At 41.7% G+C, this 26,009-nt stretch carries 31 protein-coding genes; 25 read left to right on the top strand and 6 right to left on the bottom strand.

The features are described from left to right. Positions 1–27 precede the first annotated feature (27 nt). Positions 28–597 carry an elongation factor P gene (efp, locus tag AAHK14_RS01805; protein WP_029103061.1) on the bottom strand — a complete coding sequence of 190 codons (570 nt, stop codon included), beginning with the start codon at positions 595–597 and terminating at the stop codon, positions 28–30. 96 nt (positions 598–693) lie between these two features. On the opposite strand from efp, the gene epmB reads away from it, so the two are divergent. Next, a complete protein-coding gene (epmB, locus tag AAHK14_RS01800; protein ID WP_065256936.1) occupies positions 694–1,704 on the top strand; it encodes an EF-P beta-lysylation protein EpmB in 1,011 nt (336 codons plus the stop codon). 56 nt (positions 1,705–1,760) lie between these two features. Here epmB and AAHK14_RS01795 read toward each other — a convergent pair whose 3' ends face one another. Then, entirely contained in the window at positions 1,761–2,333 is a 573-nt protein-coding gene (locus AAHK14_RS01795; protein ID WP_065256935.1) for an FxsA family protein, read from the bottom strand. Positions 2,334–2,468: 135 nt separating this feature from the next. Here AAHK14_RS01795 and ruvC point away from each other — a divergent pair, with 135 nt between their 5' ends. Together ruvC and AAHK14_RS01785 are read left to right on the top strand one after the other, a co-directional pair. Beyond that, positions 2,469–3,056 (top strand): crossover junction endodeoxyribonuclease RuvC, encoded by a 588-nt coding sequence (gene ruvC, locus AAHK14_RS01790; protein WP_062498284.1) that lies wholly within the window; start codon positions 2,469–2,471, stop codon positions 3,054–3,056. A 223-nt stretch (positions 3,057–3,279) separates the two neighbouring features. Then, complete coding sequence (locus tag AAHK14_RS01785) at positions 3,280–4,590, top strand: solute carrier family 23 protein (RefSeq protein ID WP_065256934.1); 1,311 nt, start codon at positions 3,280–3,282, stop codon at positions 4,588–4,590. A gap of 117 nt (positions 4,591–4,707) precedes the next feature. Here AAHK14_RS01785 and AAHK14_RS01780 read toward each other — a convergent pair whose 3' ends face one another. The 3 genes from AAHK14_RS01780 to gdhA all read right to left on the bottom strand — a co-directional run bounded on the left by AAHK14_RS01780 (position 4,708) and on the right by gdhA (position 8,255). Beyond that, positions 4,708–5,205 carry a protein disulfide oxidoreductase gene (locus AAHK14_RS01780; protein WP_065256933.1) on the bottom strand — a complete coding sequence of 166 codons (498 nt, stop codon included), beginning with the start codon at positions 5,203–5,205 and terminating at the stop codon, positions 4,708–4,710. Between the two features lie 59 nt (positions 5,206–5,264). Beyond that, positions 5,265–6,653, bottom strand: a complete 1,389-nt coding sequence (locus AAHK14_RS01775) for an FAD-binding oxidoreductase (protein ID WP_194092741.1) — start codon at positions 6,651–6,653, stop codon at positions 5,265–5,267. 261 nt (positions 6,654–6,914) lie between these two features. Next, on the bottom strand, positions 6,915–8,255 hold the full coding sequence (gene gdhA, locus AAHK14_RS01770; RefSeq protein ID WP_065256931.1) for an NADP-specific glutamate dehydrogenase: 1,341 nt from the start codon (positions 8,253–8,255) through the stop codon (positions 6,915–6,917). Positions 8,256–8,587: 332 nt separating this feature from the next. On the opposite strand from gdhA, the gene AAHK14_RS01765 reads away from it, so the two are divergent. From AAHK14_RS01765 to AAHK14_RS01730, 8 genes are all read left to right on the top strand, one after another. After that, positions 8,588–9,259: a phosphoribosylanthranilate isomerase gene (locus AAHK14_RS01765; protein ID WP_065256930.1), complete on the top strand. Its 672-nt coding sequence runs from the start codon at positions 8,588–8,590 to the stop codon at positions 9,257–9,259. Then, positions 9,256–9,819, top strand: coding sequence for a hypothetical protein (locus tag AAHK14_RS01760; protein WP_065256929.1), 564 nt, complete (start codon positions 9,256–9,258; stop codon positions 9,817–9,819). Before AAHK14_RS01765 ends, AAHK14_RS01760 begins: the two co-directional genes overlap by 4 nt. 129 nt (positions 9,820–9,948) lie before the next feature. Beyond that, positions 9,949–10,374, top strand: a complete 426-nt coding sequence (locus AAHK14_RS01755) for a hypothetical protein (protein ID WP_065256928.1) — start codon at positions 9,949–9,951, stop codon at positions 10,372–10,374. Next, complete coding sequence (locus AAHK14_RS01750) at positions 10,371–10,613, top strand: hypothetical protein (RefSeq protein ID WP_065256927.1); 243 nt, start codon at positions 10,371–10,373, stop codon at positions 10,611–10,613. Before AAHK14_RS01755 ends, AAHK14_RS01750 begins: the two co-directional genes overlap by 4 nt. Then, positions 10,613–11,029: a type II toxin-antitoxin system VapC family toxin gene (locus tag AAHK14_RS01745; RefSeq protein WP_065256926.1), complete on the top strand. Its 417-nt coding sequence runs from the start codon at positions 10,613–10,615 to the stop codon at positions 11,027–11,029. Before AAHK14_RS01750 ends, AAHK14_RS01745 begins: the two co-directional genes overlap by 1 nt. Positions 11,030–11,046: 17 nt before the next feature. Beyond that, positions 11,047–11,799, top strand: coding sequence for an SDR family NAD(P)-dependent oxidoreductase (locus AAHK14_RS01740; protein ID WP_065256925.1), 753 nt, complete (start codon positions 11,047–11,049; stop codon positions 11,797–11,799). Between the two features lie 8 nt (positions 11,800–11,807). After that, on the top strand, positions 11,808–12,044 hold the full coding sequence (locus tag AAHK14_RS01735) for a hypothetical protein (RefSeq protein WP_065256924.1): 237 nt from the start codon (positions 11,808–11,810) through the stop codon (positions 12,042–12,044). 8 nt (positions 12,045–12,052) lie between these two features. Next, positions 12,053–12,286 (top strand): type II toxin-antitoxin system VapC family toxin, encoded by a 234-nt coding sequence (locus AAHK14_RS01730; protein WP_281133733.1) that lies wholly within the window; start codon positions 12,053–12,055, stop codon positions 12,284–12,286. A gap of 94 nt (positions 12,287–12,380) precedes the next feature. On the opposite strand, the gene AAHK14_RS01725 is transcribed toward AAHK14_RS01730, so the two are convergent. Further along, positions 12,381–13,409, bottom strand: coding sequence for an IS110 family transposase (locus AAHK14_RS01725; RefSeq protein WP_083108321.1), 1,029 nt, complete (start codon positions 13,407–13,409; stop codon positions 12,381–12,383). 417 nt (positions 13,410–13,826) lie between these two features. Between AAHK14_RS01725 and trpB the strand changes: the two genes are divergently transcribed. From trpB to AAHK14_RS01655, 14 genes are all read left to right on the top strand, one after another. Next, entirely contained in the window at positions 13,827–15,029 is a 1,203-nt protein-coding gene (trpB, locus tag AAHK14_RS01720) for a tryptophan synthase subunit beta (protein ID WP_065255676.1), read from the top strand. Between the two features lie 8 nt (positions 15,030–15,037). Beyond that, on the top strand, positions 15,038–15,289 hold the full coding sequence (locus AAHK14_RS01715) for a hypothetical protein (protein WP_065255675.1): 252 nt from the start codon (positions 15,038–15,040) through the stop codon (positions 15,287–15,289). Beyond that, positions 15,282–15,686, top strand: coding sequence for a type II toxin-antitoxin system VapC family toxin (locus AAHK14_RS01710; RefSeq protein ID WP_065255674.1), 405 nt, complete (start codon positions 15,282–15,284; stop codon positions 15,684–15,686). Before AAHK14_RS01715 ends, AAHK14_RS01710 begins: the two co-directional genes overlap by 8 nt. A 5-nt stretch (positions 15,687–15,691) precedes the next feature. Further along, positions 15,692–16,240: an NADAR family protein gene (locus tag AAHK14_RS01705; RefSeq protein ID WP_065255673.1), complete on the top strand. Its 549-nt coding sequence runs from the start codon at positions 15,692–15,694 to the stop codon at positions 16,238–16,240. A gap of 30 nt (positions 16,241–16,270) precedes the next feature. Then, positions 16,271–16,864, top strand: coding sequence for a hypothetical protein (locus AAHK14_RS01700; protein ID WP_065255672.1), 594 nt, complete (start codon positions 16,271–16,273; stop codon positions 16,862–16,864). Next, positions 16,861–17,205, top strand: coding sequence for a hypothetical protein (locus tag AAHK14_RS01695; RefSeq protein WP_065255671.1), 345 nt, complete (start codon positions 16,861–16,863; stop codon positions 17,203–17,205). Before AAHK14_RS01700 ends, AAHK14_RS01695 begins: the two co-directional genes overlap by 4 nt. Before the next feature lie 221 nt (positions 17,206–17,426). Next, positions 17,427–18,053, top strand: coding sequence for a hypothetical protein (locus AAHK14_RS01690; protein WP_065255670.1), 627 nt, complete (start codon positions 17,427–17,429; stop codon positions 18,051–18,053). A 47-nt stretch (positions 18,054–18,100) separates the two neighbouring features. Next, positions 18,101–18,931: a tryptophan synthase subunit alpha gene (trpA, locus tag AAHK14_RS01685; RefSeq protein ID WP_065255669.1), complete on the top strand. Its 831-nt coding sequence runs from the start codon at positions 18,101–18,103 to the stop codon at positions 18,929–18,931. A gap of 68 nt (positions 18,932–18,999) precedes the next feature. Then, a complete protein-coding gene (gene accD / locus AAHK14_RS01680; protein WP_065255668.1) occupies positions 19,000–19,887 on the top strand; it encodes an acetyl-CoA carboxylase, carboxyltransferase subunit beta in 888 nt (295 codons plus the stop codon). Between the two features lie 91 nt (positions 19,888–19,978). Further along, positions 19,979–20,503, top strand: coding sequence for a DUF2059 domain-containing protein (locus AAHK14_RS01675; RefSeq protein ID WP_282840482.1), 525 nt, complete (start codon positions 19,979–19,981; stop codon positions 20,501–20,503). 26 nt (positions 20,504–20,529) lie between these two features. Next, positions 20,530–21,858, top strand: coding sequence for a bifunctional tetrahydrofolate synthase/dihydrofolate synthase (gene folC, locus AAHK14_RS01670; RefSeq protein WP_065255666.1), 1,329 nt, complete (start codon positions 20,530–20,532; stop codon positions 21,856–21,858). Positions 21,859–21,944: 86 nt separating this feature from the next. Further along, the gene (locus tag AAHK14_RS01665; protein WP_065255665.1) at positions 21,945–23,057 is read left to right on the top strand and encodes a LysM peptidoglycan-binding domain-containing protein; all 1,113 of its coding nucleotides are present in this window, start codon (positions 21,945–21,947) and stop codon (positions 23,055–23,057) included. A 338-nt stretch (positions 23,058–23,395) separates the two neighbouring features. Further along, positions 23,396–25,573, top strand: a complete 2,178-nt coding sequence (locus AAHK14_RS01660) for an ATP-binding protein (RefSeq protein ID WP_065255664.1) — start codon at positions 23,396–23,398, stop codon at positions 25,571–25,573. A gap of 72 nt (positions 25,574–25,645) precedes the next feature. Continuing rightward, a complete protein-coding gene (locus AAHK14_RS01655) occupies positions 25,646–26,008 on the top strand; it encodes a response regulator (RefSeq protein ID WP_062498267.1) in 363 nt (120 codons plus the stop codon). The last annotated feature ends 1 nt before the right edge of the window (position 26,009 follow it).

Raw genomic sequence — 26,009 nt, 5'->3', positions numbered from 1 at the left:
GACTGTTTTTTGGCATTCATCACACCATCACACACGAGACAGATATTCGCCAGTACGGGTATCTACTTTAACCACTTCATTTTGTTGAACAAACAGTGGCACACGCACGACCGCCCCTGTTTCTAGTTTGGCAGGCTTACCGCCACCGCCTGATGTGTCGCCACGCACACCAGGGTCGGTTTCCACGATTTCAAGCTCCACGAAGTTTGGCGGAGTTACTGACAGCGGTGAGCCGTTAAACAAGGTAATGGTGCAACGGGCGTTTGAGTTTTCTTTTAGCCATTGTGCTGAGTCGCCCATGGCGTTTTTGTCGGCTTGCATTTGCTCAAAGGTCTCAGGGTGCATGAAATGCCAAAACTCGCCGTCATTGTACAGATATTCCATCTCAGTATCCACCACGTCCGCCCCTTCTAGGCTGTCGCCTGATTTGAAGGTTTGTTCTAGGACTTTACCAGTTTTTAGGTTACGCAGTTTGACACGGTTAAAGGCTTGACCTTTACCAGGTTTGACGTATTCGTTTTCTAGGATAGAGCAGGGGTTGCCGTCAAGCATGACTTTTAAGCCTGCTTTAAAATCGTTGGTAGAAAAACTTGCCATGAAAATTACCTTAAAAAATAAAAATAAAAAGTAAAATGCGTTATAATGACGCACCTAACCCACTATTATACTCAATATCACTAAGTTTTGTCAAAAATGAACGACATTTTTTTTAATGAGCCAAATTGGCAAAAAGAGCTGTCAGGTGCCGTAAGCGACGTGGCAAGCCTTTATCAGCTGTTAGAGTTGCCCCTGCCAGAGCAGGTACACACCCCAAATAAATTCCCCCTAAGAGTGCCACACGCCTTTATCAATAAGATGAAAAAGGGCGACCCAAACGACCCATTATTACGCCAAATCCTGCCTGACATTGCCGAGAGTCTGCCTGTGGCAGGCTATACCGCTGACCCACTTGGTGAGAATGCCCACAACCCAATGAAAGGCTTATTACACAAATACCAAAGCCGTGCCTTAATCACGGTAACAGGGGCGTGTGCGGTGCATTGTCGTTATTGTTTTCGTCAGCATTTTGATTATGGGGCGAACTTGCCAAACAGCCAAGACATTCGCCAAATCTGCCACTATATCGCCAATGACAAAAACATCAATGAAGTGCTATTAAGCGGAGGCGACCCATTAAATATTAACAATCGCCGTTTTAGTGAATGGATTGGGGCATTGTCTGATATTGATAATATTAAAACCATTCGCATTCATACCCGACTGCCTGCGATATTGCCAAACCGTATTGATGATGAGCTGATTGAGATATTGGCAAACTGCCCAAAAAACATCATCATGGTGCTACACATCAATCATCCCAATGAGATAGACGATGCCCTTGCCCAAAAATGCCAAATTCTAAAAAATCATGGTGTGGTACTGCTTAATCAAAGCGTATTATTAAAAGGGGTTAATGATAATGTAGAGACATTGTGCCAATTAAGTCATGCTTTATTTGGTATTGGTGTGATGCCGTATTATTTGCATGTTTTGGACAAAGTGGCAGGGTCGGCTCATTTTGATTTGCCGATAGACAGAGCGATACAGATTTATTGGCAACTTTTGGAAAAATTATCGGGCTATCTTGTGCCGAAACTGGTGCAAGAGATGGCAGGCAAGCCCTATAAAGTACCGATTGATATTTATAAGCGACCCCCAACTTAAAATCATAAAAATAAACAATCGCCCAATGTTATTGAGCGATTGTTTGTGATTTTAGCTTAGTCATCATTGGCTGATTTTTTAACTGTTTTGGCTTGTCCGTCAATGGTAGTGCCAGAGTTGCCATAATTACCCCCAAAACCGCCAGTACCAAAGGGGTTTTTCTGCCCAAATGGGTTATTGGGGTTCACACCCCCCATGCCACCAAAGGGATTTTGACCCCCCATCTGTTTTGCCATCATTGCCATCATTTTGTCTTGGTTGTTCATGGCGTAGTTTTTGGCTTTGGCTGTCAGCATTTTTTGAATGGCAGGTAATAAGAGCAAAAACGCCCCAATGTCGGTTAAGATGCCCGGCAGAACAAATAAAATTCCTGCAATGCCCATCGCAACCGATTTGGTGATGGCAGACTCTGGCGGTTGATTGGCAGGGTTGGGGATAACGCCACTTTTCATCTGCTTGGCCATGGGGTTTAGAGTACTGGCGGCTTTTTTGATGAGCGTCAGACCGATAAAAAACGCCACAACAAACCACAAAAAAATAAGCCAACCACTCATAAACTGAGCCAGCAGATACCAAATCAACATCTCAATGATGAACCACACCAAAGCAATGCCCACAATAACGCCCATATATTTTCCTTATCAGTTCATAAATTTAGAAATTTGGCAAAAAATGGTTTATAATACCAAATATTTACACCAACGCCAACTTTTTGATGGCAAAGGTAACAATTTTTAACATTTATCTGGGCAAACCACATTAATATGACACTTATCATTGGCATAGACCCCGGCTCTCGCATGACAGGTTACGGCATCGTGCGTTCAGTGGGTGATGGCTTGACATTCATGGATGCAGGAACAATACGTACTGACAGTATGGACATGCCTGTGCGTATTGGTCAGATTTTTGATGGCATCACAAGGATTGTCCAGCATTATCAAAAATATTACGATGAACCGATACATTCCGCCATTGAACAGGTGTTTATGGCGACAAATCCTGACAGTGCTTTAAAGCTTGGGCAGGCTCGTGGGGCGGCGATTGCCTCTTTGAGTGCACAGGGTTTGACCGTCTCAGAATATACCGCTCGCCAAATCAAACAGGCGGTCTGTGGTTATGGGGCGGCGGACAAAGAACAAGTAACGGCCATGGTGTGTCGCTTGCTTGCCCTTGATGTTGTACCGCAGGCAGATGCAGCCGATGGGTTGGCATGTGCCATTTGTCATGCCCATTCTAGTCATTCTATGCACAAACTTTTGGGGAATGCTGCTCTAAAAGGTCGTTCGGTAAGCAAAAAAAAGGGACGATGGCGTCTGTCTGAGACGGATTTACTCATCCAAAAAAAATAACAAAATCATGATAACACCAAAACGTAACTGCCTGTTATGACGCAATTTACATGTTAAATATTTTAAAAAAACACGTGTTTTTGCATGAATAGAGTGTACCTGCTCTTAGCTGGTTGCGTCTCATAAAATCCAAACCCCATCTTCAATCGTCATATTGAAAGGGGTTATTTAAATTAAGACAATTTAAAACAATTTAAAATGATTTAAAACAATAAGGTCAGCCATGTCATTATTTCCCAAATTTACCCCCTACAAAGGCGACATCGCCACAAGTGCTGTTGCAACAAATGAATACCTACCCCCTGTTCAGACCGCCATGCTTGGCATTCAGCATGTCCTTGCCATGTTTGGGGCGACGGTGCTTGCCCCTATTTTAATGGGCTTTGATGCCAATCTTGCCATTATGATGAGCGGGATTTGTACCATTTTATTTTTTATCATGACAGGTGGGCGAGTGCCAAGCTATTTGGGCTCGTCCTTTGCTTTTATTGGGGTTGTGGCAGCAGCAACTGCCCACGCCACAGGCAGTGGAACAAACCCTAATTTGGGCGTGGCATTAGGTGGCATCATCGCTTGCGGTGTGGTTTATGCTTTGATTGGTTTTATCGTCATGGCAACAGGGACACGCTGGATTGAAAAACTCATGCCTCCTGTGGTTACAGGAGCGGTGGTTATGATTATCGGGCTAAACCTTGCCCCTGTTACGGTGTCATCTGTGGCAGGCAAACCTTTTGAACTTGCCATGACGCTTATCACTGTGCTTTGTATGAGTGGCATTGCGGTCTTTGCTAGGGGGTTTGTCAAACGTTTATTGCTTCTTTTGGGGTTGATGTTGGCTTATGTTATTTATGCCATTGTCGCCAATGGTATGGGATTTGGTAAGCCGATTGACTTTGGGGTGATTGGGCAGGCAAGTTGGTTTGGTGTGCCAAATTTTTATGCCCCCATCTTTGAGATGAATGCCATGCTCATCATTGCGCCTGTGGCGTTTATCCTTGTGGCAGAAAATTTGGGGCACATCAAGGCGGTGGGGGCGATGACAGGCGAGAATTTGACCCCCGAGCTTGGCAGGGCATTCGTCGCCGATGGCGTGGCAACAGCACTCTCGGCAGGCGTGGGCGGTACTGGTATGACAACTTATGGTGAAAACATTGGGGTTATGGCGATTACTCGGGTATACTCTACGCTCGTGTTTGTGGTAGCAGGGGTATTTGCCATTTGTTTGGGGTTGTCACCAAAATTTGGAGCATTAATCCAGACCATTCCCACGCCTGTTTTGACAGGTGCGTCCATTGTTGTATTTGGTTTGATTACCATTGCAGGGGCAAAGATTTGGATTGATAATAAAGTGGATTTTAGCGATAACAAAAACCTGATGGTGGGTGCGGTCAGTGTAATTTTGGGAACGGGTAATTTTGGTTTGGTGATTGGCTCATTTGATTTGGGGGGTATCGGTACGGCGACTTTTATGGCAATGCTACTAAATTGGGTGCTTGGGGCAGGCAAGAACAAAGGCAACACCATGCAGAGTTAATCAATATGGACGGGGCGTAATGGCGAGTTTTTGGGATTTGCCATGAAAATGGCTAAATCCTCAATTTTTTATCAAGATTTGTAAAATGTCATCAAAGCTAAGAAAGCTAAGTACACCTTATAATCCTGCCCACCACATCCGCAATCTTAACAACCAAAGCGGTGCGATGCCTGTAAAACTTTGGGCAACTTTACCATCATCTAGTATCACAAAAGATGGCGTTACTTGTCCGCCCCATTCATGAAATATCGCTCCTTGTTGGTCATTTAGGGTATAAAAATCATAGCCATGTTTGTTCATATACGCAAGCAGTTCATCATCATTACCTGATGATACCGCCACACTTAGCACGTCATGACCATTGGCGTGCAGGGTTTGGACGTTGGGGCCGGTTGTGCGACACACCCCACACCATGACCCCCAAAAGTAGATGAGTACAGGGGTATCATGGCTTTGTGCCACGACATCCACCACTTGTTTTGAGCTGTTTTGATAGATAAGTTTGGGGCCGTCTGGCATGACAGGCGACCGCCACAGATTGACCGCCGTGTAGATGATGATAAACATCACAAGGTAAGTCAAGGCGGAAAATAAAGTTTTGCGAAGTTTTTTCATAATTTATAAATAAAACTTATCTTGATAATTCTAAAATAGGTTTTTAAATTTAAAAAGTTCTAAATATCAAACACCTTACCACGGTTCATAATCCCATTGGGGTCAAACACCGCTTTTACCGCTTTCATGTATTCAATCTCAATGGGCGAGCGGGTGTAATCCAAATAGGGTTTTTTGGTCATGCCTACGCCATGTTCGGCAGATATTGAGCCTTTGTATTTTTTGACGGTTTCAAAGACGTATTTATTGACCGTTTGGCATTTTGCAAAAAAGTCGTCTTTGGTCAAGTTGTCAGGTTTTAGGATATTTAGGTGCAAATTGCCATCGCCAATATGCCCAAACCAGCAAATCTCAAAATCAGGGTAGTTGTCCTTGACAATTTGCTCAATATCATTGATAAAATCGCCCAAGTGCGTAATCAGCACCGATACGTCATTTTTATAAGGGGTAAACACCGAAATCGTCTCAGAAATGCTCTCACGCAATTTCCAAAGCTCGTGCAGTTGCCCCACGCTTTGGCTCATCACGCCGTCTTCTATCAAGCCGTCTTCGGTGCAACTTTCAAACACATTCATGGCGGTGTCTAGCACGTCATCGGATACCGCTTCAAATTCCAAAAGCACATAAAAAGGCGTACGGATCTCAAAGGGGGCTTTGGCGTGTCCTGCGGTCAATACCTTGTCAATTGCCACGCTGTCAAAAAATTCAAACGCAGTCAAATTTAACGCCTTACCAAACTTATCAAGCAGTTTTACCACCGAGCCAAAATCAGGCACGCCAAGTACCATAGCGGTTAAGTTTACAGGTTGTTTTTCAAGTTTAATCAAGGCTTTGGTTACAAAGCCAAGCGTACCTTCTGCTCCGATGAACAGATGACGAAAATCATAGCCTGTGGCATTTTTTAGCATACCGCCATTGAGCTCCAAAATATCGCCCTTGCCCGTTACTACCGTCAAGCCTAGGATTTGGTTACGGGTCATGCCATAGCGGATTACCTTGATACCGCCAGCGTTCGTGCCAATATTGCCCCCAATTTGGCTTGACCCCGATGAGGCAAAATCCACCGCATAGTATAGGTTTTTGGCGTTGGCAAATTCTTGCAAGGCTTTGGTAATAACACCAGCCTCCACCTCCACCATTTGGTCAGCTTCATAAAACGTGCCAATGGCATTCATTTTATCAAAACTTACCACCACCTCGCCTGCACTTGCCACCGCCCCTGCTGATAAACCTGTGCGTCCACCACTAGGCACAAGGCAGACATTGTGTGTATTGGCAAGGCGGACGATGTGGGCAACCTGTTCGGTTGTTTTGGGAAAAATGATGGCAGATGGGGCAGGGCTAAAATATTTGGTCCAGTCCTTGCCCCAGTTGTCTAGGCTATCGGGGTCGGTTTTGATTTGGTTGTCGTCAAAGTGTAAATCGGCTAAAAATTGGGTTAAGTTCATGTATTTCTCTGCTGTCTTTGCTAAAAATTCATATCATATCAAAAATTTATCCCATTGGGGGTAAAATTTATGACACATCCCTTAAAATCTCTCGGTGCGATAAAACCATCCAAATCGGTGTTGGCTTTTACAAACAGCGGTGCAACGCCTTATTGGTACTGATGGATAAAGATGATTTGGGTCTTAAACGATGAAAACGCCCCGAGATGATTCTTAGGGCGTCTGTTGGCGCTGCTTGATAAAGCTGTGATTAACACATGATTATAGATAACCATACGCCACAAGAGCATTGGCAACCTGCATGAATCCTGCTACATTTGCTCCTGTCATATAGTCAATAGCACCTTCGGTTGTGCCGTATTTTTCGCCAGCGGTTTTGGCATTTTCATGAATGTTTTTCATGATTTTTTGTAATTCTAAGTCCAAATCCTCAAAAGATTTGTATTTACGCACCGAGTTTTGACTCATCTCTAAGCCAGATACCGCAACCCCACCAGCATTGGCAGCTTTACCAGGGGCGTAGGCAATGCCATGTTCACGCACCACATCAATGGCTAGGGCGGTCAGTGGCATGTTCGCTCCTTCGGCAACATATTTTACACCATGTTCAACCAAAGCTTTTGCATCATCTTCGCTGACCTCGTTTTGAGTGGCACATGGTAGGGCAATGTCTGCATCAAACTGCCAAGGACGTTGTCCTGCGAGCCACTCACCGCCAAATTCACTCACATAATCCGCCAACGCTTTACCATTTGCTTTGTGGTTTTTGACCCAGTCAATTTTCTCTTGGGTAAAGCCGTCTTTGTCCACCAACGTGCCTTTTGAGTCGGAGAAGGTGATGACTTTTCCGCCCAAATGTAGACATTTTTCGGCGGCGTATTGAGCCACGTTACCTGCACCTGATACTAGGACAGTTTTGCCTTCTAGGCTGTCGTTTTTGGCTTTTAGCATATTGTCAAGGAAATACACCAAGCCATAGCCTGTCGCTTCGGTACGGATTAGCGAACCGCCATGCCCCACGCCTTTGCCAGTTAATACGCCCTCAAATTCACGAGTTAGGTTTTTGTACATGGCAAACATATAGTTCACTTCACGACCGCCCACGCCGATGTCGCCAGCAGGTACGTCCATGTCTTTGCCGATGTTTTTGTGCAATTCACGCATGAACGCATAGCAAAAACGGCGGATTTCGGCTTCTGATTTACCTTTGGGGTCAAAGTCAGAACCACCCTTAGCACCGCCCATAGGCAAGCCTGTCAAGGCGTTTTTGAAAATCTGCTCAAAGCCTAAGAATTTTAATGTGCCTTCGGTTACGGTTGGGTGAAAGCGGATACCGCCTTTGTATGGGCCAATGGCGTTGCTAAATTGAACACGCCAGCCACGGTTTACCTGTACTTCGCCTTTGTCGTTTTCCCAGTTGACACGAAAGCTGATGATGCGGTCAGGCTCGCACAGGCGTTCAAATACTTGTAGGGCTTCGTATTTTGGGTTGTCGGCATAGACTTTTTCAATGGTCATGGCGACTTCTTTGACAGCTTGGATAAATTCTGGCTGATGAGCGTAGTTTTGCTCGACTTTGGCAATGGCGGATTGGATAGTCATGGCATATTCCTATGGTAAAAACTGATGAAATAAAGGGTTGGTGCTTATCAGTTGTTTTATCAAAAAAACTCATTAACTCATAAGTGATAACAATAATAACAGGTTTTATAAAAAAAACAAGGCATTTTGCCCCCTGTATTCATGGATAATTATCATCTAAGGTTAATATTTTATCAGTATTTTTTATAAATAAAAATAAATCATTGATATTATTCATGATTTTTTAAATTTTTTATAAAAATAATGGAGATTTTGTTAGTAAATTATGGACATCTCTACCGATTAATGATACCTTAAAGCATGATAAATGCCTTTGATGACCCTGTGATGACATGACACAACAAACCCCCAAACAATTAGCCGTCAAATTCTGCGGATTTACTCGCACGGACGATTTGCAGACCGCTACCGCTCTTGGCGTGAATGCGGTGGGACTGGTGTTTTATCCGCCAAGCCCGAGATTTGTGGATTTTGACACGGCACGCACGTTGGTGGCGAGCTTACCGCCCTTTGTGAGCGTGGTGGCACTGGTGGTTAATATGACGGACGATGAATTTATTCGCCTAACAGATACCGTGCCGTTTGATGTCGTGCAGTTTCATGGCGATGAGACGGTGCAGGATTGCCAAAGGCTTGCTAATATTGCCAAAAAACGCTGGTACAAGGCAATCCGTGTGCAAGAGAGCGATACGGCAGAGAGTTTATTAAGCCAAATCAATGAGTTAAAGGCATATGGGGCAAGTGGCGTGCTACTGGACGCTTATCACCCTGACAAATTTGGCGGTACAGGGCAAGCCTTTGACTGGGCAAAAATCCCCACAAACTCACCCCTGCCCATTATCCTAGCAGGCGGACTGACCCCCGATAATGTCGCCAGTATCGTCCAAAATGAGCTTGCTCATCGCCTATATGGGCTTGATGTCAGCGGTGGTATTGAAAAACAAAAGGGCGTAAAATGTGGGGAGAAAATGGGGCAATTTTTACAAAGCGTGAAACATCAATGACAAAAGACACGGACAACCAAACAGGTCAAATATCATCGGGGCTGTATTTGGGATTTTTTGGTCTGTTATTGGGCGGTGCTTATTTTGTTATTCGCCCATTTTTTGATTGGAATGAAGGGTATTTTGCCGTTGCCGAGACGATGATTGGTTGTACATTTATCATTGCGATGTGTGTTGCAGGCAATGCAAGCGTTATTTATACTTATATACAAGCAAAAAACAAAGGCGTAAGTCTTGATATCAGGTTTGTGATTATTGCTTTGGCGGTATTTTTTGGCACGTTATTTATGGGTCAATTTGTCGTTAAGCCTTTGTATTATGCCATTTTTGAGAAAAAGGCAACCACAACAACCAATGAATATTACCTAAAACGTTTTGAACAACAAAAACGAGCAGGTGTTTATGATTATTATCTGTATTTTGATGATAAAAAATGTGTTAAAATCAACCCAAAAACATATCATACGTTAAAAATAAAAGACAACGCCACATTAACCCTAACTTATCAAGAAAAGGCAGAGATTTTATATCAACTAACCATACATGATAAAGCTCCATGAAAATAAGCTGTCCCTTGGCACTTGCCATTCTTATTGTCTATTGTGTAATGGCGTCGCTATTTTTTCTATTTTTTTGACGGTGGGTTTGATTTACACGAAGGGACTTGGGCGGTAATCACAACGCTTAATATGCTGTTTGTGAGTCTTTTGATATTTGGCATTTTTGGCTTTGTTGCCATTAAAAAGATAAAACCAAAACATTATGATGATTGGTGGGGATTTTTCTCAAATCTTTTCATGGCATTATCTTTGCCTGTTATGTTTTTAATGACATTGTATTATGCTTCGGATAACGGGTATTATATATTATTTGAACATAAACAAACTGCCACAACGGACATATATGACCTAACAAAAAGAGAGAATCGTGGGAGATATGAATACTATCTGCGTTTTGACGACAAAAAAGGCGTAGATGATGTTAAAATTGTAAGAATCAATAAAAGCACTTATGATAAGTTAAAGATAAAATCCAATGACACATTGGTCATTACTTATAAAGATAAGGCTCGGATTTTATATGATTTGCAAGTTTTACCAAAAGGAAAGCTATGATTATAGAAATTAGCACATTACCCACAATCGTCCAACAAGCCATGATTCAAGGCAGACAAATTGATTTTGCTGATAATGGTAAAATCATTGCCCACGCCATTCAAGGTAAAAAAGAACCAGATGATAACATGACACTATATGAATGGGCGATGATGTATGACGGTGTCGATGTTGCGGATATTGAAATAGATGATGTTGAGCCAATTGCCAGTAAGAACCGTTGGGTGGAGCTTGACTGATGTATTTATTGGACAATAATGTCATTTCAGAACTTAAAAAAATACAATCAGGTAAAATCAATATTGGTGTGATGAATTGGATAAAAGACAAGCCAAAACATCAATTATTTACTTGCGATATTGTTATCATGGAATTATATCGTGGTGTACTTTTAAAAGCAAGGAAAGACCCAATACAAGGTAAGCATTTAAAAGATTGGTTTGATAATTTTGTCATGCCTTATTTTCATGATAGGATTTTGAGTATTGACCATGATGTTAGCTTGATTTGTGCCAATTTTCATGTCCCAAATCCCAGAGCGGAAAATGACACTTGGATTGCCAGTATTGCCAAACATCATGATATGATATTGGTAACTCGCAATGAAAAAGATTTTGCGAATTTTCCCATAACAGTTATCAATCCATTTATTTAATCCACAAGGAAAAACCCATGAACATTTTAATCACAGGCGTAACATCAGGTTTTGGCAAACAAATTGCCATTGATTGCATTAAAAACGGCTTTACCGTCATTGGCACAGGTCGCCGTCAAAACAAACTTGATGAGTTAAAAAACGAGCTTGGCGATAATTTTATTCCGCTATGCTTTGATATTGGCGACATATCCGCCACAAAAACGGCTTTGCAAACCCTGCCGAATGATATTTTGACAAATATTGATGTGCTTATCAATAATGCAGGATTGGCATTGGGGTTAGAAAGTGCTGATAAAACGGCTATTAACGATTGGCAAACGATGATAAATACCAACACGCTTGGGCTTGTTAATATCACGCACGAGATTTTGCCATTTATGGTTGCCAAAAATGACGGCTATGTCATCAATATCTCATCAACGGCAGGTAATTATCCCTATTTTGGGGCGAATGTCTATGGGGCGACTAAGGCATTTGTTACGCAGTTTAGCCTAAATTTGCGAGCCGATTTGATTGGCAAAAAAGTGCGAGTTACCAACATTGAACCGGGTTTGTGCGGTGGTACAGAGTTTAGTAACGTGCGTTTTCATGGCGATGATGAGAAAGCGGGCAAGGTTTATGAAAATGTGGAATTTATCCGCCCCGAAGACATCAGTAATATGGTATTATGGCTTATCAATCAGCCCAAACATATTAACATCAACCGCTTGGAAGTCATGCCAACCGCCCAGACCTTTGCAGGATTGACGGTGGTGAAGGATTTATAGGAAAAATTATGCATTATACAATTAGTGGCACTTATCAAGGCGGTAAAATTTCATTAAATGAATTACCGCCATTTGATAAACCCAGTCAAGTTATGGTGGTATTTTTGGACGAGCCATTTTCAATCCATGAACAGCCAAAAGCAAAAATCAGCAAACGCCAACAACAATTAGGTAGATTATCTGATTATAAAGCTGACCCTGCTTTTTATGAGCCTTTGGATAAGGACGAATTGGAAAAATGGTAAAGCGATATTTGTTAGATACCCATATTTTACTGTGGTATTATACCGAACCTGAAAAATTATCCAAAACAGCCATTGATATTTTAACCAATGATGATAATCAAATTTATGTCAGTTCGGCAAGTGTTTGGGAAATGGCGACCAAACACCGAAAAGGCAAATTAGGCAAAGCTCAAAAAATATTAGACTTCCTGCAAAACCCTGAATTAAGGAAAACCGTTCGTGGTGAGCTTGTCGAACCATAACGGTTTTCCGCCACCCGCAGGCATAGCTCAGATACCATGATACCCCACCTAAGTCAATGGTTTTTTAAGTATCTGGTATCTAGTATCTTACAAACTAACTTAAAGATACTTGTTGCTCAAAGGATGTTTGGGTTTTGATAACACCAAAACAGATATGTACCAATTTACGCATACAAGCACATAAGGCTTGCATTTTGGTTTTACCGTTTTGTTGTAATCGTTCATAAAATGCCTTAATGGTGCTATTATAACGAATGGCACTCATTGCAGACATATACAGCTTAGCACGCAAAGAGACTTGCCCTTGTTTGGACAGTTTGGTTGCTCCCTTAAAGACACCTGACTGTCTTTGTTTGGGTATTAAGCCTAAAAACGAAGCCATCTGTGAGGCTTTTTTAAATTGTTTGGTATGTATTAAGCATACCACTTCTTTGGCAATAACAGAACCAATACCGTCAATGGTTTCAAGTAAGGTTTTGTCTTGCTTTAAACTTGGTTGTTTGTCAACAAAGTCATCAATGTCTTTGGTGAGTTTGGCAATTTCCTCTTGAAGGACACTGATGACTGTTTGCATGGATGCTTTAACCAAATCGGGCAGATTGGGTGATAAGAGCAACTCTTGTCGGTTTTGCTCTCGTTGCAAATCTTCTTTGAGTGCTTCTAAGCGAGCCAATAGAGCTTTTAGCTGTTTGGCTTCAATGCTAGGTGCTACCCAAACCTCAGGCTTGTGGCTATAACCATACCTTGATAAAATAATGCTGTCTTTTTTATCAGTTTTATGGATTACCCCCAAACTGTCTGCAAATTTGCGGACATAGTTAGGATTGACAATGCTTTGCTTGATATTATTATCATCAAGAAACTCACTTAGGTGTTCATGATAAACCCCTGTTGCTTCTAGGATGATGTGTAGCTCATCAAGATGATTGCTGACATTGGTTTTTAACCAAGCAAGCAGTAAATCAAAGCCTGCTTTGTTGTTGTTAAAAACCTTGGTTTTTACTTTATTTGTGCTTGGGTTTATAAATGCAACATCAAACTTTGCTTTGCTGATGTCTATGCCAATATAGTGTATCATCTGTCTCTTGCCTTGTTTATGCAGTGTCTGTTTTAATAAACGCACTTAGATACCATTCAGAGTTAAGATGACAAGCAAAGGACACCATCTGAGCACCAGTGTTAAGACACTAAGGGCGAACCCGTGTTCTCTTTGCTTGTATAACCCAACAACATTCTAGCAGATAATCTAGGTTTGGTGTTGGGTTGATACAAGGGCGAACGGAAAACCTAGTTTTGCAGGAAGTTTATTAGAAAATTTTGAAACTTTAATGATTAACGCTGATTTTAAACCTTTATCGGTAAATTGGCGACACGCCAAATTATCAGGCGAATACGCATTAAATCATGCAGACCCATTTGATAGAATGTTGGTTGCTCAAGCTTAAATTGAACAGTTGATTTTAATTAGCTGTGATGATGAAATAAACGCATTTCCTATTGATGTGATTTGGTAAAAATTTAATTTAAAAGGCAAAAACTTATGACAGACTTTACCCAATACCCCAACGCCACAGGTCATTTTGGCATTCATGGCGGACGTTTTGTGTCCGAAACCTTGATGAGTGCGTTAGAAGAGCTAGAACGCATTTATTTATCCGTCAAAAATAACCCTGAATTTTGGGCGGAGTTTCATGATGATTTGGTCAATTATGTCGGTCGCCCCACACCGCTTTATTTTGCCAAACGCTTAACAGACGAGACAGGCGGAGCCAAAATCTACCTAAAACGAGAAGACCTAAACCACACAGGGGCTCACAAAGTCAATAACACAATCGGACAAGCCCTACTTGCCAAAATGGTCGGCAAAAAACGTATCATCGCCGAGACAGGGGCAGGTCAGCATGGCGTGGCAACGGCAACAATCGCTGCCCGCTTAAGCTTAGAATGCGTGGTCTATATGGGGGCGGACGATGTAGAACGCCAAAAAATGAATGTGTATAGAATGCGACTTTTGGGGGCGAAAGTCGTGGCGGTAACGTCAGGCTCACGCACGCTAAAAGATGCGATGAACGAAGCCATGCGAGACTGGGTAACGAACGTGGACAGCACCTATTATGTCATCGGCACGGTGGCAGGCCCGCACCCTTATCCTGTACTGGTGCGTGATTTTCAGGCGATTATTGGGCGTGAAGCCAAAATGCAACACCTTGAAAAAGAAGGCAAAAATCCTGACGCACTGGTCGCTTGCGTGGGCGGTGGATCTAATGCCATGGGGTTGTTTTATGAGTTTTTAAATGACAATGACGTGGCGATTTATGGCGTGGAAGCAGGCGGACACGGCATAGACACAGGCGAGCATTCCGCTCCCCTAAATGCAGGGCGTGTGGGCGTGCTACACGGCAATCGCACCTACCTTATGGCGGACGATGACGGTCAGATTTTGCACACGCACAGCATATCGGCAGGGCTTGACTACCCTGGTGTGGGGCCCGAGCATAGCTTTTTAAAGGATGCTGGGCGTGTCAATTACCCTGTCATCAATGACGATGAAGCCTTAGAAGCCTTTCGTATTTTGACCAAAACCGAAGGCATTATCCCTGCCCTAGAAAGCTCGCACGCAGTCGCCTATGGACTAAAACTTGCCAAAACACTCGGCAAGGACAAATCTATCATCATCAACCTGTCAGGGCGTGGCGATAAGGATTTGCATACAGTGATGAGTATTGACGGGATTGAGATTTAGGAGATATGATGAGAACTTATACCATAGAAGTTAATGACAATGTTTTGGAAAATTTTTTGAGAGTATTAAATAATTTTTCAAAAAATGATGTCAAAATTATTGAAAGTATGCCAAAAGAGCCTGTTAATAAAGTAGTAGAAAACGACAGTCTAAGCGGAATGTTTGCCCATTATGTAACACACCGCCTTTCTGATGAAGAAATTGAAGAAGGAATTGTAGAAGGGGCATATGGGCGAGCCATGCGGGGCTTAAATGATTAAAACTGTTATAGTGGATACGAATGTCTTGGTGCGTTATCTATTAAATGATGACGCACGCCAAAACGCCATTGCCAATCAATATTTGGATAATAATCAAATTACCTGTGTTTTGCCTATCATGACTTTTTGTGAAATTGATTGGGTTTTGCGAAAAAAGATTAAAATCCCACGCACAGAGATTGTGGAATTTCTTGAAAGATTAACCCAAAAACCAAATGTAATTTTTGATAAATCTTTATTTGAAATTGGGCTATACTTTTTAAAAAACGGTGGCGATTTTGCGGACGGTGTCATTGCTTATCAAACCCAAAATTTTGATGATGCCAAATGGCTAACCTTTGATAAAAATGGTAAAAAATTGGCAAAGAAAATTGGGTTTGAGATAGAATTGGATTAAGCAATATGAAACATTATGATTTAAACTGGCTTATCAATCAATACCAAGCCAACGCTAAATTAAAATATCTTTACTTTTGGGGGCATGCCCCAAAGGCAAATGGACAAATTGACAATGCCTGTTTTAGTCAGTGGTATGACGCTCCTTTTTCACTGGATAATATCACCTATCTAACGGCAGAGCATTATATGATGGCTCAAAAGGCAAAATTGTTTGGCGATATAGACACCTTTCATAAAATCATAACGTCCAAACACCCCAAACAAGCCAAAGATTTGGGTAGGCAAGTCAGTCATTTTGATGAAAAAATTTGGAATGAACACCGCTTTGATATTGTGGTGCAAGGCAATATTGCTAAATTTAGTCAAAATCCTGCATTAAAAGATTTTTTATTAAATACAGGTAATCGTATCTTGGTAGAAGCCAGTCCCGTGGATAAGATATGGGGTGTGGGACTTGCCAAAGATAATGAAAAAATTCATAATCCCAATAACTGGCAAGGCTTAAATTTATTGGGATTTGCGTTAATGGTGGTAAGGGATACCTTGCTTTAAACTTTAAAAATAAACCCAAACACCACAACCATGACCGAAGAAAATAAACCCGTCCCAAAGATTTTGACCATTTTATTTTTTGCATTCTTTGGACTTGGAATGTATGCCATGCTTGGCGGGTCATATGTGGGCGTGCAAGAAGGCTATTGGGGTGTTTTATCCAGAATGTCAACCAGTCTGATAATGCTTATTCTATTGCCAGCTGGGGCTTATTTTTCATTGACACAGCTTAAAAAAGGCAATGAGACATTATGGGAAGATTTTAAAGATTTATTGGCGGTATTGGCGTGTCCTGTAATATTTTTGATGTTGTTTGCTGATTTGACGGATGATATTTATTATCCACTTTTTGAAAATCATCAAACCGTGATAAGCGATAGTTATCGTTTTTATTATGAACTTTATCGTGGCGAAAAGATTTATTATTTGGTTTTTGATGATAAAAACAACCCTGATTCTTGTAATCCTAAATACCAAAAATGCCGTTATGCTTATAAATTAAGAATTAACGGCAAGACTTATGATGATTTACAACATTTAAATTCATCAAATAAAGACAATCCATTGCAATTAACCTTTAAACCAAAGGCAAGGATATTGATGAAATTGCAGGTTCAATCATGACAATCAAGCCAATGCGTTTGCCATTGATGATGATTGCCATATCTGCCCCTTTATGGTGGGTATTTACCCTAAGCTATATCATGGGATTGGTGGCGATATATTATGGCAAAGAGACGATATGGCTTGATGTCTTAGCGTTATTGATGACGGCAGGATTATTGATAGCTCTTGGCATTATGCTGATTTATCTATATCAATCATTTGCTAAGATGATGAATAAATCATCTGCGATTTTTATGAGTTTATTGATAATATTTCTGTATTTGCCAATTGCTTTTTATGTGGGATTTTTTGTCAGTATAGAAAGTGCTTTATTGGTGGGCATTGAGATTGTAAAATAGCCATTTTAATCATTATCAACCAAATTTTACTTTACTGTGTTAAACTAAATTTAACAACTTATTTATTATTTGTGAGTAAACCTATGACCCGAATTTCCAAAACCTTTGCTACCCTAAAACAGCAAAACAAAAAAGCCATAACCCCTTAAATTGGCAAGGCTTAAATTTATTGGGATTTGCGTTAATGGTGGTGCGTGATAGATTATTGTTAGAGAAATAAAATGAGCGAAAATAACACAGACAGAGAATTTTTTAAAAAACTATCAAAATTTGATATTTTGCTAGGTGTGTGTTTTATTTTAATGTTTGGATATTTTTTTATTGTAAATACTTTAAATATTTCTGAAGGATATATTGCAATATTAAACAATATTATTTTACCCTTTTCTTTTAATTTTATAGTGTTTATTATGTATAAATATGTGAAAATAGATATGGAAAATAATGAAAATTTCAAAAATAAAAGAGAGTCAATAAATGGATTAAGGGTTATTTTTGCTTTTTTCTTTATTGGTTATACAGTCATTTCATATGGTGTTGGTTTTTATAAAAGAGCTTATCACGGCGTGTTTGAGAACAGTCAAACAATGGTAACCAATGACTATAAACTCAGATTTAGTAATTATAAAGGAGAACATTATAGTATTAAGTTTTTTGATGTACAAAATCCTGATAAATGTTTTGAAGAGTATGATGATGTTTGTGTAATTTCCAAAACATTGGACATCAATAAAACAACCTATAAGCAATTAAAAGATTTAGAGCCAGAGACTAATCCAATTCGTATCACTTTTAAAGACAAAGCCGAAGTGGTGATGAATATTGAATTGGCTCAAAATGGGTTATAATCAATAACCCACAATTTACCAAAGTAACTTTAAATGGAAACAAACTTATGACCCGAATTTCCAAAACCTTTGCTACCCTAAAACAGCAAAACAAAAAAGCCCTAATCCCCTATATCATGGCAGGCGACCCGACCCCAAGCGTTACGGTGGACTTGATGCACCGCCTTGTCGCTCATGGGGCGGACGTGATTGAGATTGGCTTGCCGTTTTCCGACCCCATGGCGGACGGTCAAACCATTGCCCTAGCTGGCGAGCGAGCGTTGGTGGGCGGTACAAGTACACGCGGGGCGATTGAAATGGTGGGACAGTTTCGTAAAACCAACACCACAACGCCTGTGCTACTTATGGGCTACTTAAATCCCATTGAAATTATCGGCTATGGCGAATTTTTAAAACTGTGCCAAGCCAATGGCGTGGACGGTCTATTGATGGTGGATTTACCGCCCAATGAAGTGGTAAATAATGAAACAGGTGATTTTACCAAAGCTCTAACCGAGCATGGCATGAACCAAATCTTTTTGCTGGCTCCGACCACCGAGCTGACACGCCGAAAAGCGGTGCTAGAACATGGTTCAGGATTTATCTATTATGTGTCAGTCAAAGGTGTAACAGGCTCAAACGCACCAGATATTGACGATGTGGGCAAGCAGGTTAGGGCGATTAAGGCGGACACTGACCTGCCTGTGTGCGTAGGTTTTGGCATACGAGATGGCAAGAGTGCCAAAGCAGTGGCGACATGTGCAGATGGGGTAATTGTTGGCAGTGAGCTTGTGCGTCATTTTGCTGATGTGGGTGATGATAAAGATAAATTGGAGCTTGCCATTCGTCAAATTTTGGCAAAAATGGGCGAATTACGCCAAGCCATTGATGAGCTTTAAAAAATGATTTGCCAAATGATTAAAACAACTGTAAACTATACCTATATGAATGTGAATGTAGAAAAAATATGACTAACACCCAAATCTCCATGCCAACCACGTGGCTAAATCGCCCTGTACCATCCATTAAGCAAGACCGTGTCGTTCAGCCGTCTGCGGTGGAGACCGAGCCGTCTACCGAATGCCCAAATTGCCACACGCTAACGACCAACACCAGCTTGATTTTTAATCAATACGTCTGCCCCGACTGCGACCACCATTTGACGATGTCGGCTCGCAAGCGGTTGGAGTGGTTTTTTGACAGTATCACAGGTGAGCTTGGGCAAAACTACCAAGCAGGCGACCCGTTAAAATTTACAGACTCCAAGCCTTACCCTTTGCGTATGAGCGAAGCCCAAAAGACCACAGGCGAGAGTGAGGCCTTGATTGTCATGAATGGCAAAATCAAGAATTTGGAGCTGATTGCTTGTGCGTTTGATTTTAAATTCATGGGCGGTTCTATGGGCTCGGTGGTGGGCGATAGGTTTGTCATGGCGGGCGAAAAAGCCCTTGCCGAGCGTAAACCCTTGGTCTGCTTTGCGTCTAGCGGTGGGGCGAGAATGCAAGAAGGCTTATTATCACTCATGCAAATGGCTCGCACGTCTGCGGTCATCGAACGTTTGCGTTTGGCTGGCGTGCCGTATATCGTGGTGCTAACCAACCCTGTCTATGGTGGGGTAACCGCAAGCCTTGCCATGTTGGGCGATGTGCATATTGCCGAGCCTCGTGCGATGATTGGTTTTGCAGGTAAACGTGTGATTGAGCAAACCGTGCGTGAAGTGCTTGATGAGCCGTTCCAACGTGCCGAATTTTTGCTAGATAAAGGCACGGTGGATATGGTGGTACACCGCCATGAGCTTGTGGCTACCGTGTATCGACTGCTTACCAAGATGATGAAATTGCCGAATGTGGGTTGATAAATCATGCTATAATACCAAAACTCTATAAAGGGGTTTTGGTATTTTTATTGAATAATACAAGGAAAATTTTATGCGTATTTTTATCATCATGATGTTATTTTTATCATCAATGGCTTATGCCAATATACCAAGTGATGAATCTATCAGAAGGCTTATGTCATTAACACAAATACAAGAAAAAACCACAGAGATTTTTGTTGATCATCTGATGTCTTTAAGCCACACAAATCTGATGATAAATATTGAAGAAACATATCCTGATATAACACTCTCACAATATGATGAGCTGACATTAGTCATTAAAAATCATGGCAAAAATATTGCCCATGATTTAAAGCATCATGAGCAATTTAAAGAGTTATTATCACAAAATTTAATGGCGATTTTTAAAGAGCATTATACCCAAGATGAAATCAATGCCATGATAGCATTTTATGAAACCCCTGTGGGTCAAAGTATTGTCAGTAAGCAATATACTTTTTATGATAAAATCAATAATGATGACATGAGCCAAATACTTCTTTCTTATTATCAAAGCTATCTATTTACACCAAAAGCACAAGATCATCATGATGCCACCCAAAAAGCCATAGAACGCATCATCAGAAAATAACTTTCACCAACTTTTTTTAAATCACCATGAATCATACAGCACTTCCCCAAACCATCTCCGAGTGGCTCAATTATATGGGCAACATTCACGTCTCCGCCATTGACATGGGGCTTGACCGTGTGTTACCTGTTGCCCAAGCGTTGGGTGTTTTAAAAGATAACTTGCCACAGCGTCCTTATGTGTTCACGGTTGCAGGCACTAATGGCAAAGGCTCAACGACGGCTTTGATTGGTGATATTTGTACCCAAGCAGGCTATAAAACCGCCTTATATCAATCACCCCATTTGATAAATTTTAATGAACGTATCAAAGTGGATGGGGTGCAGATTGATGATGAATTGTTGATAAAAGCCTTTGGCAAATGTGAAAAAGCACGCACGGACTGCCATGTCTCTTTATCATTTTTTGAAATGACGACATTATCGGCATTTTGGATTTTTAAAGAATTAAAGTGCGATGTTTGGGTATTGGAGATTGGCTTGGGTGGACGACTTGATGTGGTTAATATCATTAACCCTGATATTGGCGTGATTACTAATATCGGCATTGACCATATTGAGTGGCTGGGCGATGATAGAGAAAAAATCGGTTTTGAAAAAGCAGGGATTATCCGTGATGATATGCCCGTCATCTATGGCGAGCATGATATGCCAAATAGTGTATCTCAAATTATCCATGACAAAAACGCCAAATGCTATCATTATGACAAAGGCTTTATTTATCAAGCACATGATAAACATTGGACTTATGTCAATGGGGCGATGACATTAGATTTGCCAAAGCCAAATATCGCTCTGATAAATGCCAGTAATGCCATCAGTGCGATATTGGCAAGCAAATTAACTATTGGGATAAATGATATTGAAAACGGCTTAAAAAATGTCAAATTATCAGGGCGATTTGACAAAAGAATGATAAATAACAAACAATGGATTTTTGACGTTGGGCATAATACGCACGGCATACAGTTTTTAATGGATTTATTTATCCCATTTTGGCAAACTATTAAAACCAATCGCCCGACTGCCAAATTACATTTTGTCTTTTCTATGCTTGCCGATAAAGACATTGATGACGTGCTGGCGTTTATTAGCACGTTTGATTTGCCCATTTGTGCATGGCATATTGGCAAGATTGACAATGTGCGAGCCGTGGCAGTGGACGAGCTATACACCAAAATCGCCACGCATTTGCCAAACAGCACCGTTTATGCCCATGACAGCATTGCCCAAGCGGTGGCAAGTGTAGAGACACAGGCAGGTCATGATGATGTGATTTTGTGCTTTGGCTCGTTTCACACGATAGGCGAGAGCCTCATTGCACTAGGGCTGGCGAACGACCCACGCACTTTATAAGAAAATTGTAAAATCAGGATAAATCCGATTGGCTTTATTGTCTTTTATGGTAAAATAAAAACATTGCTAACAGACGTGATAAGACGATGATTTCAAAACAGTTATTATTAGGATTAAGTTTGGTTTTGGGCGGTGGTGTGATTTTATATGCCGTCAATCAAGGGCAAAGTGACACCGCCCAAAACGTACAAACTGCCGAGACCACCCCCCAAACAGACAACGTGGCGACCACTCTTGATGACGGTGTGGCTCGCCCAACCGTTGAGCCTTTGACCGTGGACATGGCGACCGAGAGCAAGCTTTTGACCGCCAAACAGCAAGCCCGAGAAGCTCGCACGCTTGCCCAAGAAAGGCAAGCCATGGCACTCATCGAAGCCCAAGAAAAAGCCCAACAACTGGCTCTTGACAAAGCGACCGCTGAACAAAAAGCCTTAGCCACAGCCACGCCTGCCGATACTTTGACGGTGGAGACACGCCCCGAAGCCATTGCCGCTGCCAAGGCACAGGCGGAGCGTGAACGTTTGGAAAAACTTGCCAAAGAAAAAGAGCTAAAAGCCAAAAAAGAGCAAGAACAGCGTGAAAAAGACGAAAAAGCCAAGGCTGATAAGCTAAAAGCCCAAAAAGCACAGGACGAAAAAGCCGAGAAAGAGAAAAAAGAACAAGCCAAAAAAGCCTATGATGAAACCCCACAAAAAACCAACAATGGACAGCATAAAGTGGTGCGTGGTGATGGCTTGATTAAACTGTCTCGTCAGTACGGCGTGCCTGTTTCTGCCCTTGCCCAAGCCAACAACATGGAAAGAGATGACCCTTTGCCACTCGGCAAAACCATCAAAATCCCATCAAAAGCACAAGTGGCACGCCTAGAGCGTGAAGCCAAAGAGCGTGAAGCCAAAGAGCGGGCTGCCGCCAATGCTGACAAACGCCTAAAAGAAGCCCGCCAAAGGGGCAGTGATGGCGACAGCAATGCTCGCTATGGCGTGCAAGTGTCACTGGCAAACAACCAAACCAAAGCCGATGAGCTTGCCAAAAAATACCGAGATGCTGGCTATACGGTCAGTACCAGTCAGACCAGTCGTGGCGTGCGAGTGTTGGTTGGATCAGAAAAAAATCAAGATGCCGCCGCCGCCTTGCGTGATAAAATCAAAAATGACAGTCGTGTGGATGGCAGTGGTGCATGGGTGAAGCGTGTTCAGTGATGTTTGTGTACCTTACAAAGTAATTGTTGGCAAATTTGCTAAGCTTAATTGATATTCTTGATGATAATTTTATGCAAACTAACGATTTTTTGATGATAATTGTGTTATAATGTTGGATATTATTCCAAATTTTGTAGTAAATACGTAACACTTGTAACCAATCATCATGGCTGATGGGGGTCATTCGGCGGTGAATGAGATGGTTTTTGTGTGATGATAAAACTTGGGCAAACTTTATAGATGCTTTTATGTTTTGGTATTTTGTCTCATACTAAAAATATCCAAAATACAGTTAGAATTGTAATAAAAGCGTCAGTCACTTCTAGTTGGGAGTATTCATGTCTCAAAATACCACGCCAGCCACAGGGCGTTATCGGGGTCTGATCATCTCGATGTCGCTTTTTATGGCATTGATTTTTATTCTGCTTGCGTTTACATTTTATGCCTCAAACGTACTAGAACGTAACGCTATTTTGGAGGACGCCACACACTGGGCTGCCAACGACACGCAGTCGCTCATTAAAGACATTTTTGACATGCAGTTAAGCTATGGCGAGGACATCACATCTCCTCACATGAAAACGGTATTGTCTCGTCTGGATGAAACGTCAAAATCCATTGAATCAATCCTAAGTGCCATTGAGCATGCTGGCATCTATCATGACTCTCGTGGTGGAACTCACCAATTGCCAAAGCTAACGGATTCAGAGGCCGTCGCCCAGTTGGCGATAGTACGTGAACAGTGGAATGCTCTAAAACCTAGGGTAGAGGCATATTTGGCGGTGGCAGGCGACATCACCGCAGATTCTAGTACACCATTGCGTTTGGCAGGTGAGCAAGCCAAAATTTCATCTTTGACGATGAATGATGCTTTGCATGAATTAACTTATGATGTAACACGTGCTACTGAGACCCAAGCTGGTAATATTCGTATCATTCAGATCATTGGGGTGGGTGCGATTTTGGTGTACTTTGCTGTGTTTATTCTGATTGTATTAAGACGTCTACGTCAATCGGATGCCGAAACCGAAGCGGCACGTCAAGAGACCACAGAGATTATGCAGACGGTAAACACAGGTCTGTTCCTGCTTGACAGAGACCTAAACATCGGTCAGCAGCACTCAAAAGCTCTGACCGACATTATCGGTACTAAACGCTTAGGCGGTGAGAACTTAACCACCGTTCTTCGCAATCGCATCTCTGATAAAGACCTTGATACCACACAAAAATTCATTGACCAGCTATATAACCCACGTGTTAAAGAGAAACTTGTGGACAGCTTGAACCCTTTGAATAAGGTCATGATTCAGCGCGAGGGTGAAAATGGCACAAATGAGAACCGCTATCTTGACTTTAAATTCTCTCGGGTATACGAAGGCAAAAGCATCGCCCGTATTTTGGTGAACGTCAATGACATCTCTGATGCGGTGCGTCTGGAACAACGTCTAGAACAAGAACGTGCCCAAAATGACATGCAGATTGAGATGCTGACCACCATTTTGAACGTAAATCCTACGGTTATTGGCGAATTCATTGACAATACGCACAAGCATATTGAAAAGATGAATAACACGCTAAAAAACCCAGGCAGCTCGCAATTTGAACTACAAAATAAAACCAAATCGCTATATCGTGAAATGCACAGCTTAAAAGGTGAGGCGTCAGCATTAAAGTTGCACAGTTTTACTAAGATTGCATCAGAGGCAGAAAATAAACTGCACGCATTGCAAAACCAAGCAACACTCTCAGGTAATGACTTCTTGCCATTGACCGTACATTTGGATGAGTTGTTGAGCTTATCTAATACCATTACTGGTCTGGGTGAGCGTATTAACACAGCAGCACGTAACATGATGAATCACGGACATCAAGAGGTTGGTGCTAAGACCCAAGAGGATTATCTAAGAAGTGAGACAACTCAGACAACAGAGCAGCAAGAAACTGTGAATGCCAAAGAAGAGTTGGGTGTGTATTTAGAGCAGTTTGCCCAAGACATCGCTGAGCGTCAGGGCAAACTTGTACAGCTAGATACCCAAGGACTGGAAGGTCAAAATATTCCTGCACGCCTAAAAACCGTAACCAAAGAATTGTCTGTTCAACTACTTCGTAACGCCATCGTGCATGGTATTGACTCACCCGCTGCTCGTGTTCAAAATGGAAAAGATGAGATAGGCACTGTCAAAGTGATGATAAAAACTCATGCAGGCGATGACAATAGCGACTTTATTTTTAGCATAGAGGATGATGGTAAAGGCATTGATTATGAGGCCATTCGTCAGCGTATCATAGCCAAAGGTGCTTATACCAAAGATGAAGTGCACGCCTTTGAGAAGAGTCGCTTATTAAACATACTGTTTTCCTCAGGGTTTAGCACCAAAGACCAAGCTGATGAAGATGCAGGGCGAGGTGTGGGGTTAGACATTGTCAAAGACCGTGTCAAAGAGTTTGGTGGCAAGATTAATGTTCAAAGTGAAGAAGGTCAATTCTGTCGCTTTGTGATTAAACTGCCCATGTAATTAATTTTAGTAGTCGAAAACCCATAAGTGCTGTATCATGAGCAGGCTTATGGGCATTCTAATGGAGTTTATATGTATAAATTAATGGTTGTTGATGATTCAAATATCATCAGAAATCGTATTCAGCGTGCTTACAATAACGAAACATTCATGTTGGTTGCCACAGCATCTAATGGTGCAGATGCCGTTGAAAAATTTCAACTACATAAACCCGATGTTGTAACCATGGACTTGACCATGCCACAGATGGATGGTTTGGAATGTATTGAGAAGTTGGTTGCTTTGGATGATGGGGTGCGTATTTTGGTGGTTTCAGCACTCTCTGATAAAGCCACAGGCATTCAAGCATTATCACTGGGTGCCAGTGGCTTTTTGTGTAAGCCATTTTCTGATGAAGAACTGGTTGCAGCACTTGATGAACTCATGCACGATTGAT

Source organism: Moraxella sp. K1664 (genome assembly GCF_039693965.1).
Classification (GTDB): Bacteria; Pseudomonadota; Gammaproteobacteria; order Pseudomonadales; family Moraxellaceae; genus Moraxella.
Note: the sequence above shows the minus strand (reverse complement) of the source record. Positions and strands in the feature narration are given on the sequence as shown.